Origin of the sequence: Bacillus sp. JJ1532, assembly GCF_036965085.1 — a bacterium.
In the GTDB taxonomy this organism is placed as follows: Bacteria; Bacillota; Bacilli; order Bacillales; family Cytobacillaceae; genus Cytobacillus.
On the sequence record NZ_JBALOW010000035.1, the window covers coordinates 1 to 17333 of the forward strand.

Sequence of the window (17333 nt, forward strand, 5' to 3'; positions counted from 1 at the left end):
GCTCGGCCGCACAACTGCCAAATAGTTTAAGTACAATCTCTTCTTTTGAATAAATCAGAAGATTCTTTATTTAAATAGCTATTAATGATATTCTACAAATAAAAATAATTCCAAAAGGAGGATTTGGTTTGACAACCACTTCAAATAATAGAACCATTACTAATGAGGTTACCATTAATGCCCCCTACATTTAGTTTGGTACGCTTGGACAATATCTGAACGAGTTTCTGAATGGTTCGCACCTGAAACAGTAGTTGAAGCTATGGAAGGTGGGTCCTATGAACTTTATTTTATTCCTGGAAATAAAACTGGTATGAATACAAAAGGTTGCAAGATTATTAAACTTGTTGATGAAAAAGAGTTACGATTCACTTGGAAAGGCCCAGATCAATTTGAAACTATAATGAATAATGAAAATGAATTAACAACTGTTAATGTTAGTTTTAAACCAGTTGATACCGATTCTACAAAAGTAATTGTTGAACATACTGGATTTAAAGAAGATGATAATTGGAAAGAAGCATTTGACTGGCATCAAATGGCTTGGTTGGGTGTTCTAAGTAGCTTAAAGTCTGCTCTTGAAAAAGGTGAAGGCAGTTTATGTTGCCAACCTATAAAATAAACTGCACAAAACCATCTATTGTTTTGAATTTAATAGATGGTTTTAATATTTCGGTTCTTACTTTAGAAAAATCCCTATTTAATGAAACTGCCTGTTTAAGTACATTTTTTCAAAATATCTTCCTAATTTTAGCATAATACCATAATTGTGTTGCTCCACAATCTGGCCTTAAAGGGAAAATGAGCGCTAATTCTTGTTCAAGGATAGCGCCTGATTGCAGAAGATTCTATTCGTTATGCTTGTTCAATATTAGCGAATCTTTATTGCGTCATTCCTTATAAATCTTTTTTAAAACAAATAATACGATTTACTTCATTAAATCCTAATTTAAGATGCATTGCTAAACTTTCCTCATTTTCTAATTCACAATCACTAGCAAATTCATGACAACCTTTTTTCTTAGCCCAATTCTCACAAGCATTTACTAATTTTTTAGCAAAGCCTTGTTCACGAAAGTCCTCTTTTACATAAATCCCCTCTAAATATCCCACCGGACTTGAACTCGTCCCTTCAACATAATCATATCGCAATTGGCATTGCGCAAACCCAATTGTTTCGCTGTCATGATAAGCTAAAAAAATCTTTGCATCAGGCTGAGAAATAAGATGTGTCATTTCTTTAATAAATACCTCTAATGTGTGACCTGGCCAAAGCAGTAAAGCAAGGTGTGCAGCTTCTTTTGTATCCTGTAAGGTCGCCTCTTTTAGCATAAAAAACCTCCAAATATCTTTATAAAATGAATTGATTCTCTTCTTTATCAATAAAACTTTCATTTGAACGATTTTGCCAAATACATAAAAAAGGGCGCAGCTTTTATTCTGGAATTGTTGCCCGATAATGGAGTAAAGCATTGAATACTTTGTTCAATCACTATATATCTTTCGCTACTAGTGTGATTTTCACAGAGTGGCATAATTACTTACTATCTTTTATTCTCTTTTTCATCACTTCTGCCAGTTGTTGAGAATTTAGATTTTCTTCTTCTTGTAATTTTTCAACGATGTTATGATAATCCTCTTCATTTCGATTCTGACTTAATTTAAAAGCGGCTTGAACTTCTTGCACTTTTATTTTAAAGCCAACAATCGCTTTTAGTTGACTTTCTAATACCTGAGGCGATAGCTTATCCCATAAAACTGGGTTTTCACGCTGTTTCTCATACTTCTCTAGCAACTTAATAAGATCTTGTTTCAACTCTTCTTCACTTAATATACTAGCTTGACCATATACATGTACTGATTGGTAATTCCATGTGGGTACATTTTCATGCCCATACCATGAAGAAGAAACATAACCATGTGGTCCCTGATAGATGACTAGAACATCGTCACATGTTTCAAATGTTCTCCATTGAGGATTCCCATATGCCATATGTCCAGTTATATAATAATCCTCTTCATGTTTATGAAGCTGTAATGGAAGGTGGGAAGCAATGGGTTTCCCTTTTTTTGTTGTGACCAATGTTGCAAATGAGTTTCCCTCAATGACTTCTATAATTTCATTGATATTTGTGACTTGAAAGTATTTTGGAATATACATAATAGCCTGCTCCTTTTTATTTTAAAAATTACTGAAACTTTGGATATCCATTATTCAAAATAGTAGTATAATTATTGACATATAAAAAGATACAGTTTTAATCAATCAGACATGTCAGAGGCGATTTATCATGGAAAACTTCATTTTTGCTTTAGAGGATCACTCTTCCAAATACAAACAAATATATGAGCGATTTAAATTATTAATCGAACATGGTGACCTGCCAGCAAATGAACAATTACCTTCCATACGCCAGCTGGCAGATTCCTTGCAAGTCAGTCGCAATACGACATTAATGGCTTATGATCAGCTTGTGGCAGAAGGCTATATTCGCGGAGAAGGAAGAAAAGGCTACTTTGTTAATGTATTAGAGCCTCCTTTATTTCAGGAGGAAGTCATTCCTATTCCTAGTAAGCAAACTGAGCCAGTGACAACATTTTTCGTTGATTTTAAAGCAGGGGCAGTAGATCAAACAAACTTTCCTTTAAAAGCTTGGAGAAGAATTTCTAATTCAGTACTGACCTTACAGGAGAGTTTTCAATACGGGGATCCTTTTGGTGAAATGTGTTTGCGTAAACAAATCGCTGCCTATTTACTCCAATCTCGTGGGGTAAAGACAGATCCAAATGCCATTATCATTGGCAGCAGCACCCAGCAAATGTTGATTAATCTTGGACAAATCCTGAAGGATGATTTCCAAAGCATGATTGTGGAGGATCCAGGATATGATGGAGCAAAAGAGGCATTTTTATTCCATCGTTTTACACTTGAAACTTTACCAGTTGATGAAACAGGTGCTGATTTTTCACAATTAGAAAAAATGATGTCACGCTTAATTTATGTGACACCTTCCCACCAAAGTCCAATAGGCGTAAGCATGTCCATTCAACAAAGGCAAAAGCTCATTCATTGGGCCAACAAGAAAAAAGGATATATTATCGAAGACGATTATGATAGTGAATTTCGCTATACACAACAACCATTTCCGGCACTTACTTCCATTGATTCCAAAAGAGTGATTTACCTAGGAAATTTCTCAAAGTCCTTTCTCCCAGGAATTCGTCTGAGTTATATGGTGCTGCCACCAATTCTTTTAGACCGTTATATAAAACAATTTCAACATTTTGAGAGTACCACTTCCCTAACTAGCCAGCTGACAATGGCTAAATTTATGGAAGAGGGAGAATGGAACCGCCATATTAAACGGATGCGTCTCGTTTATAAACGAAAAATGCAGTGCATCGTTTCAGAACTAAAAAAACAATTTAAACAACATATTTCCATTATTGGGGAGCAGTCTGGCTTGTACTTATTAGTTAAGATACATCAAACACATTCAGAAGACTGGTTAATTGAGCGTGCTGCCTTTTATGGTGTTAAAGTATACCCTACTTCCATCTACTTCATTAATAACCGTTCTGATGAAGCCATTATAAAACTTGGTTTTAGTAATCTTACTTGTGAAGAAATACAGTTAGGCGTGAAGTTTTTAAAAAAGGCTTGGTTATAAAAAATATCCCCGCAAAAGTTAGTTATGTCTAACATTGCGGGGCATTCAATGAAATTATAAACATAGCGTTTTAATTCACTAACCTACTGCTATAGTTTAAAAACAATCTTTCAAAACCTCTTCTAAATGTTAACCATTAAATCCAACTTTCTTTAAAAGGTGTTGTTCCATTAAATGGTCCTTTTAATGGAACCGTACAGTTTGAATTTAAGCGTAAAAAGAATCCCCTATTCCAACACTCCTGCGAAAATGATCAATCCCTTGTTAGATTCTTCGGCCTTGATTTGGTATTAATAAAACAGTTCTAATCATATTCTTATAAAAAGAAAACTAAGAAGGGAGTGTATAGTTTGTTGATAAAAGTTAAGGTTAATTTACGGCCCATTGTAAGCAAGTTGAATTTACCAACTGTTATGAAAGCAGCGATACTTCCGGGTGACTCAAAAGAAACATTATTTATCGCAACCCAGGTAGGAGAGATTTTTTACATAAGAAACGGAGTTATACGAACTTTTTTAGATATTCGCCCGCGAATCATTAAACTAGGTACTTCTGAACAAGGTGTTTCTGGTGGCGGATATGATGAACGGGGATTGCTAGGACTAGCATTTCATCCCGAATTTTATAATAACCGCCTGTTTTATCTTCATTATTCAGTAGCCGGAACACAAGGTCCAGGAGCTCTTTCTGAATCCTTTTCACCTGACCCGTGTGATCCAAAAACTTTAAACTTAAGGTGGATAAATAGAGAAACTCAATATGATCATATTAATACTGTGGAAGAATGGATTTTACCATCAAATGGTCAACCTCAAAAACTACGGACATTACTAAACTTAAGAAGACCATTTTTTAATCATAATGGTGTCAATAGCTTAAACTTTTCACCGGAAACAGGAAATCTTGTTTTAACTAACGGGGATGGTGGAGCAGGCTATGATCCATTCAATTTAAGCCAGAATGATATGGAAATCGCCGGTAAAATAATTGAAATTGATGTAGGTAAGAATACGTTTATCAAGAATCCGCCCGTAGTCACACGGTTTAATGAACTTCCCGTACCTATTCAGGAAACACTTACGGTGATTGCCAAAGGGGTTCGGAATATACCTGGCATTTCATTTCATAGGTTTTATAATCAATATATCAAATATGTGGGAAATGTCGGACAGGATTTGGTAGAGTCAATTTATTCATTCCTTCAGCATAAATCAATACCGGTTACCCAGCTTGTTCAAGCTTTTTTAATGAAATCTGAAGCTGACCAAGAGGGATTTATTAACTTTGGCTGGCGAGGGTGGGAAGGTGTTTTCCCTACTCCGATTATAAGGGGCTGCTCTGCAAATCAGGATTTGGACGAGACAACAATAGCTTATTATGATGAAGCCATAAAATTATCAATAAGGCGTCTTCAGCCTTTAACTAGTTATTTTCATAAAGATCAAAGACCCAATAAATTTGGAGGAACTGCACTTACAGGAGTGCAAGCCTATATGGGGAATAGAATCCCCGCTTTAACAGGAAGTGTGGTGTTTACCGATCTTGCACGGAAAGAAGAATCCGGATCTCCGGTTAGAGGGGTTTTAGCTTATACTAGAATAAGAACAGATTGTAAACTAAATGATTTTAGTGTTATTCAAACCGATTATAATTTTGGGCCCGGTTCGGCATATTATGTTAGTTTGGGAACGAATCTGGATCAAAGCAAACTATATTTAGGGGTTTATGGCTCTATGAAAGTGACTGATTTTAACCAAGGTACTGTTTTTGAAGTTATTCCGTGATTAAAACTATTAAATTCAACTTAATACCTTCGATGCATGGAGAGGGAGCTGCCGCAGCTCCCTCTTCTTAACAAACGCGTTTGTTTAATAAGCAAATTACTATTATTCCTATTAAAAAGCATGACCCGATAGGCCCTATTCAACTATTACCTTTCCGACCATTCCTTCCTGGAAATGGTACCGACATATCAGTTCGTATGTACCGGGCTGTTTCGGATTCACGGTAATGCTTTTTTCTTGTCCTGGCTGGATCTCGGCGTCAATACCTAGCTTTTCCACTGTGAAGGTGTGCTCTTTCTTACCTTTGTTTTTCAATAACAAAGTTGTGGTTTTTCCATTCGGAATAGTGATGACTTTCGGGTTAAAGCTATCATCCTTCAATTCGACCTCAATCGATGTCACCGTCTCCATAGGCTGAGTTACATCATCGTATTCGGCCAATACGCCGAGGGAGCCTGCAGAGTTCACGACCAACATCACCCCAAGCAAAACTGCCAATCCTGTTAAACACTTTTTCACAAACATTCGTAAGACCTCCTTTCCTAGTCACTATTTTTTCCAATTCATGAAATATTATCACTATAAATTGGGTTCCAGTGTGCTTTCAATCGTAACTCTTTTATCTGAAACAGTGACAAGAATAACTAGATGCACTATTTCTTAATAACAATTGATAATTTATAATTTGCATGCTCGTTCAAGTCTTCCAAAAATTTGTCTAATATTTCATTAGATGAAAATTTACATTCGAGAAGATAACAACCATCTCCACTGATTTTATAGTTATGTATGATGTATTGTTCTTGTGTTTTTATGAACGACAAATATGGTTGGTGATAGGTGCTTTGTGTAAAGATCGTAATAAATGCATGTATAAAACATCCTAATTTAACTTGATTAACTTTTATTGTATACCCCTCAATTACGCCATTATCCTCTAATTTTGCCACTCTAGCCGAAGCTGCTTGTCCAGTTAAGTGGACTTTCTCCCCCAATTCTTTCATAGTGATGCGACTGTTCTTGGATAGTTCATCTAAGATACGTATATCCGTGCTATCTAACATTTGTTCAAATCCTTTCATTTATCAAGTCAAACTGCCAAAAGACTTGATTTTATCTATGTAGTCGTCAATTGGTTATAGTATAAACTATTTGTAAATCGAAGAATAAGGAGTTTTGAACATGAATATTCAACAAATTCGTAATGCAACACTAGTTGTCGAATATGCAGGCAAAAAGTTTTTAATAGATCCAATGTTAGCAGAGAAAGGGACTTATCCACCTTTTGGACCTAGTGTAGGCTATCCCGATGCATTAAGACAAGATCAAAATAATCCTTTAGTGAGCTTACCAACGTCCATTGACAATATTATTTCTAATATTGATGCGGTCATTGTCACTCATCTGCATTTAGACCACTGGGATGATGCTGCCAAAGAAGCATTGCCAAAAGAAATTAAATTATTTGCCCAAAATGATGAGGATGCGTCAGAAATTCGAAACGCTGGTTTCAAAAATGTCGAGGTTTTACAAGAAGATACAGTCTTTGAAGGGATCAAATTAATTAAAACAAAAGGTGAGCATGGGCGAGGTGAAATGGTACAACTTGCTGGTCAAGTGTGCGGTGTTGTCTTCAAACATGCAAATGAAAAAACTTTATATGCAGCTGGAGATACTGTTTGGTATGAAGCTGTTCAGGAAGTAATCGAAACACATAAGCCAGAAATCATTATTGTCAATGCTGGAGATAATCAATTCCTTGTAGGAGGTTCCCTAGTAATGGGAAAAGATGATGTCTATGAAGTGTATAAGGCTGCCCCTAATGCCAAAATTATTGCGAGCCATATGGAGGCTGTCAATCATTGGACATTATCAAGAGAAGAATTAAAAAGCTTTATTAATAAAAAAGGAATCTTTTCTAATGTTTTAGTGCCAGATGACGGAGAATCATATTCATTTTAGGAGAAAGGGCTGTCCAAAGAGTCAGATAACTGACTTTTTAGAGCCCCTTTTTTAGCTTTCTTCGAATTCTGTACAAATTTTGAAATTTATCATAAAGTGACAAAAACATTTCCTATATTTTCAATACGTCTCTGATATACATCGGAGCGTGGCAAGGACCGCTTTAGCAGTAAAATTCCGGCTTTCGGTCTCTTACGCTTGGCAGCTTTTCCCGCACTCGGCGAATCCGATCTAAATCAAGATCAGCGAAAAATAACGTTTCTTCCTCACCAGCGCTGGCTAGGACAATTCCCATCGGATCAACAATCAGACTGCGACCGGAAAAAATATCGCCAACAAGGTCCGCGCCGCAAACGAACATCGTATTTTCAATCGCCCGTGCGCGAATCAGCGTCTGCCAATGCTCCTCTTTCATCGGACCAGCTACCCATCCGGCAGGAACAAACAGGACATCCGCTTCCTGAAGCGCAAATTGTCTTGCAATCTCTGGGAATCGTAATTCATAGCATACCATTAAGCCAATTCTTCCAAACTCTGTTTCTACTACTTTATATTGATTATCACCCGCAATAATGGTATCCGACTCTTTATAACTAAAAGCATCATATAAATGTGTTTTTCGATAAGAATGAATGATTTCGCCTGAACGGTTAATAAACACGGTTGTGTTATAGGCGCGTTTTTGATCATCCGCTTTTGGTTCATACATACCGCAAACAACATAGATTTCGTTTTCACGGGCAGCTTGTGCAAGGGCGGAAACAAACGGACCATCTAGTGGTTCCGCTACCTCAACAGGCAACACGCCAGACTTTGGGGTGGCAAGCGCCATATAAAATTCCGGAATAATGACAAAGTCTGCGCCTTTACTTTTGGCTTTCTCAATGTATTGGATCGCCTTCTCTAAATTAGAGGCCTTATCAACACTGGTGGATAATTGTGCAATTGCGACTCTCATGAAAGTGAGTACCTCCTAAAATGATTATTTTCATTTATTTTAATCTATTTTGCTGCTATTTTGTGGACTTTTTAAATGATTAATAATTTTCCCTATCCTTTGACAAGCTTAGAGTGGAGACAGGAAACCATTTCCATCGCCTAATTCATCTATGTTGACAAATTTTCCTAAATATTATATTATAACAATCCTGCCATTCAAACGTTGGCATTAAGGGGACTGTGAAAAGTTCATTCTTCTTTGAAAGGGATGGATCATATGAATAAAGAGCAATTAGTGGAAAGTGCACGTAAGATGAAGGAAAGAGCCTATGTACCATATTCCAAATTCCCAGTTGGAGTCGCTTTATTACTAAAAGATGGTACTGTTATTAATGGAGTAAACGTGGAAAATGTTTCATTAGGTGCAACAAATTGTGCTGAGAGAACAGCTATTTTTATTGCAATAGCAAATGGTTACAAAAAGGGTGATTTCCAGGCGATAGCTGTCGCGGGTGATACGGTAGATTTTCTTCCACCTTGTAGTATTTGCAGACAAGTGTTAGCAGAATTCTGTTTACCTGAAATGCCAGTTTATTTAACAAATGAGAAGAAAGATATATTAAAATTGACCTTAAGGGAATTATTGCCTTATGCATTTACAGACTTAGATATGTAATATACTTATTCAATTTATATAAAAAGAGGGCAAGTTTTGATGATTCTTTTCTCAAAACTGCCCTCTTATTTGTTCATTTATTAAGGATTCTAAGAATATGTTTTTTCTCTTTTTTAATCCCAATTTTTAGAGTGTTTCTTTATTAAGTTTATCATACTTATGATAGATGGAGAAAGCCACTTGTCCTTATGATAGGCAAGGAATGTTGAAATAGCTGGATGTTCTGGTTCTACTTCCTCCCCTTGCAATTTCTGACTTTCTAATTCTTCTTTCACTGAAAAATAAGGTACCAATGAAATTCCTAATCCACTTCTAACACATTGTTTTATCGCTTCAATACTCTGGAAATCTAAACTTTCTTTAACATCCATTTGTTTAAAATTTATATAGTGATCAAAAACAGACTTATAGCTGCATGACCTTTCCGTATATAAAACCGTTCTTGAGTTTTCTTGCTTTGGAGGACTTATCAAAACCATTTTTTCTCTTTTCAATTCTTCACAATGAATCTCATGTAAGGACCAACCTTCTTTTTCTAATACCAATGCTAGATCGATGTCGCCATTTTGAAGATGTGATGCCACATTATAATTCTCGATAGATTTTAGTGAAAGGTTAACTTTAGGATAAGATTTTTTATATTCAAGAAGAATAGGTGGAACACGGCCGATCGTCAGCGATTCCGAGATACCAATAATAAGATCGCCTGTCGGATCCTCGTCTATGTTTAACGCCTGAGCATGCAATTCAATGATCTTTACCGCATAAGAAAGAAGTCGATGACCGTAATAAGTCAAAACGACTTTCTTGCCGAGTCGATCAAATAAAGGCTTTCCTACTTCCTCTTCTAATTCTTTTATATGGGTAGTAACGGAGGATTGAGCATAACCGAGATGTTCAGCAGCTTTTTTAAATCCTCCTCTTTCTACAATTGTCTTGAGTGTAATAAGTTGGCGAAGTTCCATCTAATTATCCCTTTCATAGTTCAATATTATCGAACTAATAGTTCGTTAATATCTATTTTACTAAACTAAGGCAGTGAATTACAATGGTACAGAACGTAGATAGAAAAATTCTATTGAATAGGGTCCTTCAAAAACGAGATACCCTTGAGCGAATAGTGAAGGATGTTAAATAAATACTTTATGGTTGATTAAGAATATACAATGAACTGTTATAAAAGAAGGAGTTTTGACAATGACAAACACAAAAACGTTATTTGAGACTGTTACATTAGGGAATATAACAGTAGATAATCGAGTTGGGGTTGCACCAATGACACGCATCAGTGCAACATCTGAAGGATTAGTAACTGATGAAATGATATCATATTATACATCTTTTGCCCGAGGGGGATTTGGATTTATTATTACTGAAGGGATTTATACAGATGAAAAGTATAGTCCAGTTTATTTATATCAGCCAGGGATTGTTAATGAAAAACAAACAGAAGCGTGGAAGAAATTAGTTGACTCTGTTCATCAAGCAGGCGCGAAAATCTTTGCGCAGATCATGCATACTGGGGCTCTTGTTCATGGGAATCCTTTTACTGAAGAATCAATCGCTCCTTCTGCTGTTCAGCCAAAAGGGGAAAAAAGTGAAGCTTATGAAGGAAATGGCCTTTACCCAATGCCAAGAGAAGCAACGAAAGTAGAAATAACTGAAGTTATAACAGGATTTGTAAATGCTGCTAAACGTGCTCTATTAGCTGGATTTGATGGGATTGAAATTCATGGAGCCAATGGTTATTTACTTGATGAGTTCCTTACTGATTATACAAATCACCGTACAGATGAATACGGTGGTTCTACGAAAAATCGGGTCCTTTTATTGGTGGAAGTGTCTAAAGCGATTAGGGAAGCAGTAGGGAAGGACTTTACTATTGGTATTCGGATTTCGCAAGCGAAAGTAAATGATTACACACACAAGTGGGCAGGAAAAGAAAAAGATGCTGAAATTATCTTTGATCAATTAGGGCAAGCAGGTCTTGACTTTATCCATGTTACGGAACACCAAGCATGGAAGCCTGCATTCGATTCAAGTGAGGCATCGCTTGCCGCCCTTGCAAAAAAATACGGAAAAATTCCCGTAATCGCCAATGGTCATTTAGAGGATCCCGAAAGAGCAAGGAAAATCATTGAGAACGGGGAAGCCGATGTGGTTACCTTAGGCAAAGGGGCCTTAGCTAACCATGATTGGGTTAACAAAGTCAAAAATGGAGAGCCTTTAGCAGAGTTTAAGCCAGAAGAAGTATTAACACCGAATGCAAAAATTAAAGAATTTGAAGTTTAAATCATCTCAATCTAATTTTAAGAATCTAAAAAGCACATAATTTCTAGTAAATGTAATCACAGAAATTCGAGGATCCAATACATGCTTATCCCTCACTACACTTCCTCTCCCTGTGATTACATTTAAAACCACCCGTGATAACGGGTGATATTTATTTTTTCAATACCTTCAATAACGGTGGAACCACAGCCGTTGTTACAATTCCAGCAAGGACTGCTTCGGCAAGTCCATTTGTAAAAAACACAGTTAAAACAGCTTTATAAATTGCACTCGTGCTACTGGCATTAATAGCTTGAGCATAGGCATCTTGAAATAAAAAAGAAATAGAACCCATGACTAAAAATGTATGTATAAAAGTTGTAAGTAAGCCAGTTAAAAATAAAGCAGGCTTTTGATTGGACTTTTTCTTTATAATAGCTTTATGAACAGCTTTGAAAATATAGTAAGGTATAAACCCAATTATTACTCTCGGAACAATTGCAATAAATAACGCCCAAATACTTCCCTGACTCGTGCCTAATACAGGAATTGCTGGTGAAAAAGCAAATGATAACAAGGTTGGAGTGATCGTATTTATTGCAATACTAGTGAAACCAAACACAAGCCCTAAGAAAGCACCAATTTTGGGCCCTAAAATAATAGAAGCTATAATTATTGGAATATGAATGATAGTCGCTTTAATTACACCTAAATGTATATACCCAAAAGGTGTTAAAGCACATAATAAAATAATAGATATAAAAATCGCAGTTAAAGTAAATTCTTTTGTTTTCAACTTCTAACTCCTTAGTCATCTAATTTCTTTCATTTTCCTAAAGACTAGCAAAACACCATTTTAATTTAACTAAATTCTATTTATGATTAGTGCAAAAGTAAAGATATTTTCCTTGATGAATATAAAAAAGGGCTCCAGAAAGTGATCAAAACTTACTTTCTGGACAGCCCCCTGCTATTTACACTGGACGAACTGTAATTTCATTTACATTCACATAGTCAGGCTGGGTGACAGCATAGACAACAGCCTTTGCAATATCGGCTGCTTCAAGCTTTTTACGATCATTCGAGGTTCTATTACTGCTCAAGTCTGTATCTACCATCCCTGGTGAAATATTCGTTATCCTTACACCTGTTCTAGCAAGTTCCTTTTCCAATCCCATGGAAATGGCCCGAACAGCGTACTTTGTAGCACTATAGACGGTACTTGTTTTTGTTACCTCAAGACCGGAAACCGAAGCAATATTGATAATATGTCCAGTTGACCGGCTAAGCATCGATGGCAATACAGCATGAATGCCGTAAAGTACACCTTTTATATTAACATCAATCATCTGCTCCCAATCCTCCACCTGCCCGGATCGGATGGTTGCTGTTCGCATTTGCCCAGCATTATTGATAAAAATATCTACATTGTCTAATTCTGCTTGTGCCTTTTCCGCTAGCTGATTAACGTCACTTTTAACTGACATATCCGCCTGGACAGCAATTACTTTCACCTTGCCATTCGTTATTTCTGTAATTTCACTTTTTACTTCGTTTAATTTTTCCAGCCGGCGGGCGGCCAGGACGATATTTGCTCCCTCCATGGCTAATTCCTTAGCAATAGCAGCGCCAATTCCAGAGCTGGCACCAGTGACGATCGCTGTTTTTCCTTGTAGCCTGTTCATGACAGTCTCCCCCTAACTTTTTCCATTAGTATAACATTGAAGCAAAAGGTCTTGCTATTGGAAGTGTTACACTGCTCATTGAAAAATAAAAAGGATGTCCCTATAAGAAAAAGATCCCTTTCCCTATTAAAAAGCAGGACCTACAGGGTTATTTCTTCCAAATGATATTTTCCTGCTTTTCTTTGTTTATTAACAATTTAAAAACATCCGGCCTTGAATAATGCCCTACTGGATCGAAGTCAAATTGACTAGAGGCTATTTGTCTCATATCAAGATCGGCAATAATCATTTCTTCTTTTCCCCAAACAGGTTCAGCAACATAATCACCAAGTGGCCCAACAATGGCACTTCCACCGTTACACATCACATCTGGAGCTGATACAAGGTCATCATAACAAGCTAAATCCTCAGGGTACATGTCCTTCGTTACAAATTGATTGGAGGACAATACAAAGCATCTGCCTTCCATTGCTATATGACGAATAGTCGACTGCCATGATTCTCTAGCGTCAGCAGTTGGGGCAATATAAAGCTGAACACCTTGTGCATACATGGCCGCTCTCGCTAAAGGCATGTAGTTCTCCCAGCAAATCAGAGCTCCAATTTTTCCATGCGGAGTATCAAATACAGGTAATGTACTTCCATCCCCCTCACCCCAAACAATCCGTTCCGCTGCAGTTGGTTTTAATTTTCGATGTTTACCCAAAAGGGAACCATCTGGGCCTATAAAAATAACAGAACAGAAAAGTGTACCACCACTATATTCGCTATCCCGTTCAATCACACCCATAATAAGGTATACTCCCGCTTCACGTGCGGCTTGACCAAGCTGTTCCGTCGCTTCACCAGGAACAGGAATCGAGTTCTCCCAATATCGATACCAGTCTTTCCTTCCATCGTCAGTGCGGCTTCCTATTACAGTGCCAAAGGATAATCCTCTAGGATACGCTGGAATAAATGCCTCTGGAAAAACAACAATTTGGGCGCCCTTTTCTCCTGCTTGTTGTATTAAGCTAACTGCTTTATTTATGGTGGCATCACGGTCCATAATAATGGATGCAGCTTGAATAACCGCAACCCTTACACTTTGATTCAAATTCGCCATATAATACCTCCATTTAGATACCGAATCTTTAATTAGTTTTTTCGGTAGATTGAAAGAATCTATCTAACTATATTCCAAATAACTTTATGGCAGAACTAGTATAATGTGCTTTACAAAGTAACCTACACTTCTATCATAATGAAATAAATATTTTTTAATCATCCACTTTAATACTTCCCCCATCCATTTACTCTTAGAATATAAAAAAAGAGAAATCATGAATGAAATCATGTTTCTCTTTTTTCGAATGGTGCTTGTTATTTATTAATAACAAGAAAATCCTCGTCATTAAGTGTTATCGCATAGATACCGAATTGTTTCTTCGTCTGAAGCAGTCGTTAATACAAAGGCAATCCAACACCTAACCTAAGACATACTGACTTTTGCAGTTGAACTATTTTTGGCTTATTTCAAAAACTTTCCTAATTATTTCATTTAATTCTTTCGTTCGGCTAATGGTAATGTACTCATCATTTTTATTAAAATATGTGATTGCGTTTGTATAATATAATTGTTCTGGTTCATCATTTTTCCTTATTGAATATACATATCCCCCATCAGTTTCTTCCTTTTTTATTATGATGAAGTCTTTACCATTTTTGTTTTCCAAATGAATTAGTTCAAAATCTCCCCATTCACTCTCCACATACATGGCATAATTCGGTTTTGTTTGGAAAAGCGCCATAGAATTAGAGTTTTTTATTTCATTAATCTTGAGCCCCTGTTTGGTTAGAGCAACAATTATATCTTTAGCATGGCTGTATTCATTTGGAATAGATAGGTTATTGGTCGTTTTATTTTCATTTAGCTCCTTCGATACTTGGGACTCCTGTTTTGAACACCCAATAGGAAGGGTTACCATGGATAACAAACAAAATAGTAAACAAGTTCTTCTTAACATGTTAAATCCCACCTTTATGCAAGTATAGTAAATAACATGTTAAATTTCCCCTTTTAGTTTCACTCATAAACATCCTTTGTTAGATACTACCTAGTATTTAACTACTACCATAAGCAGTTTTCTAATTATCCCTTATTAAACTGATCGCCCCTGTTGAAAAAGAAAAAAAGGGGCCGTCCTTTCTCGTAAACTCTCGCACCAATTAGTAATACTTTATATTCCTTACTTCCTACAAAAAATAAATATTCTACCAGAATTCTCACTTACACTTCGTTATTTATCCAAATTTCATTTTTTCTTAAAAAAGCAGGGTTAGCAGAACCATTTTTAGGAATAAAAAAAACCTATATATCAATAATAAAAAGGGTATTTTTTATCTTTGGAAGGAGAAGGTTTATGAAAAAATTATTGTTGATGGGTTTTATTTTGTTATTTCCACTAAACATGATGACTGGAACAATCAGTACCTACGCTGAGACGCAGGTACCATGCATTAGCCAATCTGAAGTAAAGTTTGAAAATCATTTCAGGAGACTTTGGATTGATCATGTATTGTGGACAAGTAATTATATTACAAGTGCAACAACAGCAAGAGCAGAGGATCAAAAACAGGTATTGACTAGGCTTCTGAAAAATCAGGAGGATATTGGTAATGTTATAAAGCCAGTATACGGAGAGCAAGCTGGGAACAAACTTACGGATTTGCTTAAGGAGCATATTATTATTGCAGGAAAGATTGTAGATGCGGCTAAAAGCGGAAATAAAGCCTTGGTGAATCAGCTAAACAAAGAATGGTATAGAAATGCTGATAAAATAGCAGCTTTCCTTAGCGGTGCCAACCCCTATTTGAAAAACGAAGATCTAAAAAATTTACTCTATACGCATCTGAAATTTGTGACAAATGATTTATCTGCAAGTTTAGCAAAAGATTGGAACGCAAGAATCGTTTCAATTGACAATGGAATCACACATATAATCCTAATGGCAGATACTATTTCTGCGGGAGTTGTGAAGCAGTTTCCGGAAAAATTTAAAAAATAATCATAAGAATCTCCAGCATTCTGTTAGAGATTCTTTCATTATGAGGGTATTTACTGTGTCAGCACTTTAAAAAAGGCTGCCGGCCGCGCCTGGAGATAATGAAGTAGATAAGGTAATAAGATTGGTGGGATATAGCAATATTGCAACAACAAGTAGATAGTTAAAGGATTCTTTTAGCGATCTGGCAGATGGAATTATACTCTTCCTAAATTTTAAGGAACTTGAAATATCATTCCTTAATTACAATAACCCTTCCGAATGATTCGGAAAGGCTATAAAAAAGTACTTATTACACCCCTAATAAAACAACCTATCCTTGTGTGTCGTTAATAAAAGCATTATTAATGACTTCCTCTAATTGGCTTCTATTTACCTCGGATCTTTTTATATATCTTTTGACTAGATTTAAATCCTTAATGCCTGCCAGTTTTGAAACAACCTCAAGATCGACATTAGAATCAACGAGCCGTTGACAAAAAGTATGTCTTAACTGATTTGGGGTTACATCATAATTTTTAAGCATGTATTGGATGGTTCTTTCTGTTAATCGTTTGCCTGTTTGCGAGATGAAAATGGCCTCTTTTTTTAATGGGTGAACCACAAAGTATTCATTTAAATGCTCTCTTGCATCCCTTGATAGAGGAATGACACGTTTTTCTTCCTTTTTTTCAACAGTTATCTCATTTTTCTCGAAGTTGACATGCTCCCAGTTTAAATTACATAATTCTGAAATACGAATTCCAGTGTGCAACAGTATATAGACTATAGCCCGATCTCGCAGATCACTATTATGATTTACCTTTTCTATCAATACTTGATACTGCGCCTCGGATAATATTTCAAATTCTTCATTTCTTTCCACAGGCTTTAGTTCAATACCAAAAGTAAGTTCAGGCTGCTTCAGGTACTTCGCAAAAGTACGTATAATACCAACAATTTTATCAATTGTTGCTAGGCTCTTTTGCTGTTGTTCCAGGTGGGAAATATAATCTTGAATATCACTCTTACGCAAATGGTTTAAATCAGAATCGTTCTTTTGAAGCCATTCATGAAACCTTTCAAGTTCTAGACCGTATGTTTTTACAGTATTAGCAGATTTATTTTGCTCGACTAGCCATTTACAAAAATCAAGAATCAGCGGAATAACCTCTCCAGAATAATTAGTCAACTCATGTCCCTCCCAGATATTGTTACTTTCATTATAACTCCAACAAAACGAGAAGTAAACTTCTACGAATTTAACATATAAAAAAAAGCATCCATAATGGATGCTTGTTCATTGCCTAGCGACGTCCTAC

The 17333-nt window shown here is 36.2% G+C and carries 17 protein-coding genes and 1 pseudogene; 7 read left to right on the plus strand and 11 right to left on the minus strand.

Annotated features, from left to right (window positions below):
- Positions 1-128 precede the first annotated feature (128 nt).
- Positions 129-622: pseudogene (locus tag V7122_RS12965) on the plus strand (SRPBCC family protein).
- A 275-nt stretch (positions 623-897) separates the two neighbouring features.
- On the opposite strand, the gene aac(6') reads toward V7122_RS12965, so the two are convergent.
- Together aac(6') and V7122_RS12975 are read right to left on the minus strand one after the other, a co-directional pair.
- The gene (aac(6'), locus tag V7122_RS12970) at positions 898-1332 is read right to left on the minus strand and encodes an aminoglycoside 6'-N-acetyltransferase (RefSeq protein WP_335348205.1); all 435 of its coding nucleotides are present in this window, start codon (positions 1330-1332) and stop codon (positions 898-900) included.
- 205 nt (positions 1333-1537) lie between these two features.
- Positions 1538-2161, minus strand: coding sequence for an FMN-binding negative transcriptional regulator (locus V7122_RS12975; protein ID WP_335348204.1), 624 nt, complete (start codon positions 2159-2161; stop codon positions 1538-1540).
- Positions 2162-2291: 130 nt separating this feature from the next.
- Between V7122_RS12975 and V7122_RS12980 the strand changes: the two genes are divergently transcribed.
- Together V7122_RS12980 and V7122_RS12985 are read left to right on the plus strand one after the other, a co-directional pair.
- Entirely contained in the window at positions 2292-3671 is a 1380-nt protein-coding gene (locus V7122_RS12980; protein ID WP_335348203.1) for a PLP-dependent aminotransferase family protein, read from the plus strand.
- Positions 3672-4024: 353 nt separating this feature from the next.
- Entirely contained in the window at positions 4025-5455 is a 1431-nt protein-coding gene (locus tag V7122_RS12985) for a PQQ-dependent sugar dehydrogenase (RefSeq protein ID WP_335348206.1), read from the plus strand.
- A 135-nt stretch (positions 5456-5590) separates the two neighbouring features.
- On the opposite strand, the gene V7122_RS12990 is transcribed toward V7122_RS12985, so the two are convergent.
- Together V7122_RS12990 and V7122_RS12995 are read right to left on the minus strand one after the other, a co-directional pair.
- Positions 5591-5980, minus strand: coding sequence for a cupredoxin domain-containing protein (locus V7122_RS12990; protein ID WP_335348202.1), 390 nt, complete (start codon positions 5978-5980; stop codon positions 5591-5593).
- A gap of 128 nt (positions 5981-6108) precedes the next feature.
- Complete coding sequence (locus V7122_RS12995) at positions 6109-6519, minus strand: Lrp/AsnC family transcriptional regulator (RefSeq protein WP_335348201.1); 411 nt, start codon at positions 6517-6519, stop codon at positions 6109-6111.
- Positions 6520-6637: 118 nt separating this feature from the next.
- Here V7122_RS12995 and V7122_RS13000 point away from each other — a divergent pair, with 118 nt between their 5' ends.
- On the plus strand, positions 6638-7417 hold the full coding sequence (locus tag V7122_RS13000; RefSeq protein WP_335527103.1) for an MBL fold metallo-hydrolase: 780 nt from the start codon (positions 6638-6640) through the stop codon (positions 7415-7417).
- A 163-nt stretch (positions 7418-7580) separates the two neighbouring features.
- Here the strand turns inward: V7122_RS13000 and V7122_RS13005 are convergent, their stop codons facing one another.
- Positions 7581-8375 carry a carbon-nitrogen hydrolase family protein gene (locus V7122_RS13005; RefSeq protein WP_335527105.1) on the minus strand — a complete coding sequence of 265 codons (795 nt, stop codon included), beginning with the start codon at positions 8373-8375 and terminating at the stop codon, positions 7581-7583.
- A gap of 258 nt (positions 8376-8633) precedes the next feature.
- Here V7122_RS13005 and V7122_RS13010 point away from each other — a divergent pair, with 258 nt between their 5' ends.
- The gene (locus V7122_RS13010) at positions 8634-9032 is read left to right on the plus strand and encodes a cytidine deaminase (RefSeq protein WP_335527107.1); all 399 of its coding nucleotides are present in this window, start codon (positions 8634-8636) and stop codon (positions 9030-9032) included.
- A gap of 113 nt (positions 9033-9145) precedes the next feature.
- Here the strand turns inward: V7122_RS13010 and V7122_RS13015 are convergent, their stop codons facing one another.
- Complete coding sequence (locus V7122_RS13015) at positions 9146-9997, minus strand: LysR family transcriptional regulator (protein WP_335527109.1); 852 nt, start codon at positions 9995-9997, stop codon at positions 9146-9148.
- Positions 9998-10229: 232 nt separating this feature from the next.
- On the opposite strand from V7122_RS13015, the gene V7122_RS13020 reads away from it, so the two are divergent.
- The gene (locus V7122_RS13020; RefSeq protein ID WP_335527111.1) at positions 10230-11324 is read left to right on the plus strand and encodes an NADH:flavin oxidoreductase; all 1095 of its coding nucleotides are present in this window, start codon (positions 10230-10232) and stop codon (positions 11322-11324) included.
- 151 nt (positions 11325-11475) lie between these two features.
- Here the strand turns inward: V7122_RS13020 and V7122_RS13025 are convergent, their stop codons facing one another.
- The 4 genes from V7122_RS13025 to V7122_RS13040 all read right to left on the minus strand — a co-directional run bounded on the left by V7122_RS13025 (position 11476) and on the right by V7122_RS13040 (position 14994).
- Positions 11476-12099 (minus strand): ECF transporter S component, encoded by a 624-nt coding sequence (locus V7122_RS13025; RefSeq protein WP_335346073.1) that lies wholly within the window; start codon positions 12097-12099, stop codon positions 11476-11478.
- A gap of 178 nt (positions 12100-12277) precedes the next feature.
- On the minus strand, positions 12278-12988 hold the full coding sequence (locus V7122_RS13030) for an SDR family oxidoreductase (RefSeq protein ID WP_335346074.1): 711 nt from the start codon (positions 12986-12988) through the stop codon (positions 12278-12280).
- A 148-nt stretch (positions 12989-13136) separates the two neighbouring features.
- Positions 13137-14093: a carbon-nitrogen hydrolase family protein gene (locus V7122_RS13035; protein ID WP_335346075.1), complete on the minus strand. Its 957-nt coding sequence runs from the start codon at positions 14091-14093 to the stop codon at positions 13137-13139.
- A gap of 394 nt (positions 14094-14487) precedes the next feature.
- Positions 14488-14994: a hypothetical protein gene (locus V7122_RS13040; RefSeq protein WP_335346076.1), complete on the minus strand. Its 507-nt coding sequence runs from the start codon at positions 14992-14994 to the stop codon at positions 14488-14490.
- 396 nt (positions 14995-15390) lie between these two features.
- Here V7122_RS13040 and V7122_RS13045 point away from each other — a divergent pair, with 396 nt between their 5' ends.
- Entirely contained in the window at positions 15391-16035 is a 645-nt protein-coding gene (locus V7122_RS13045; protein WP_335346077.1) for a glycosyltransferase, read from the plus strand.
- 310 nt (positions 16036-16345) lie between these two features.
- Here V7122_RS13045 and V7122_RS13050 read toward each other — a convergent pair whose 3' ends face one another.
- Entirely contained in the window at positions 16346-17203 is an 858-nt protein-coding gene (locus tag V7122_RS13050; protein ID WP_335346078.1) for a tyrosine-type recombinase/integrase, read from the minus strand.
- Between the last annotated feature and the right edge of the window lie 130 nt (positions 17204-17333).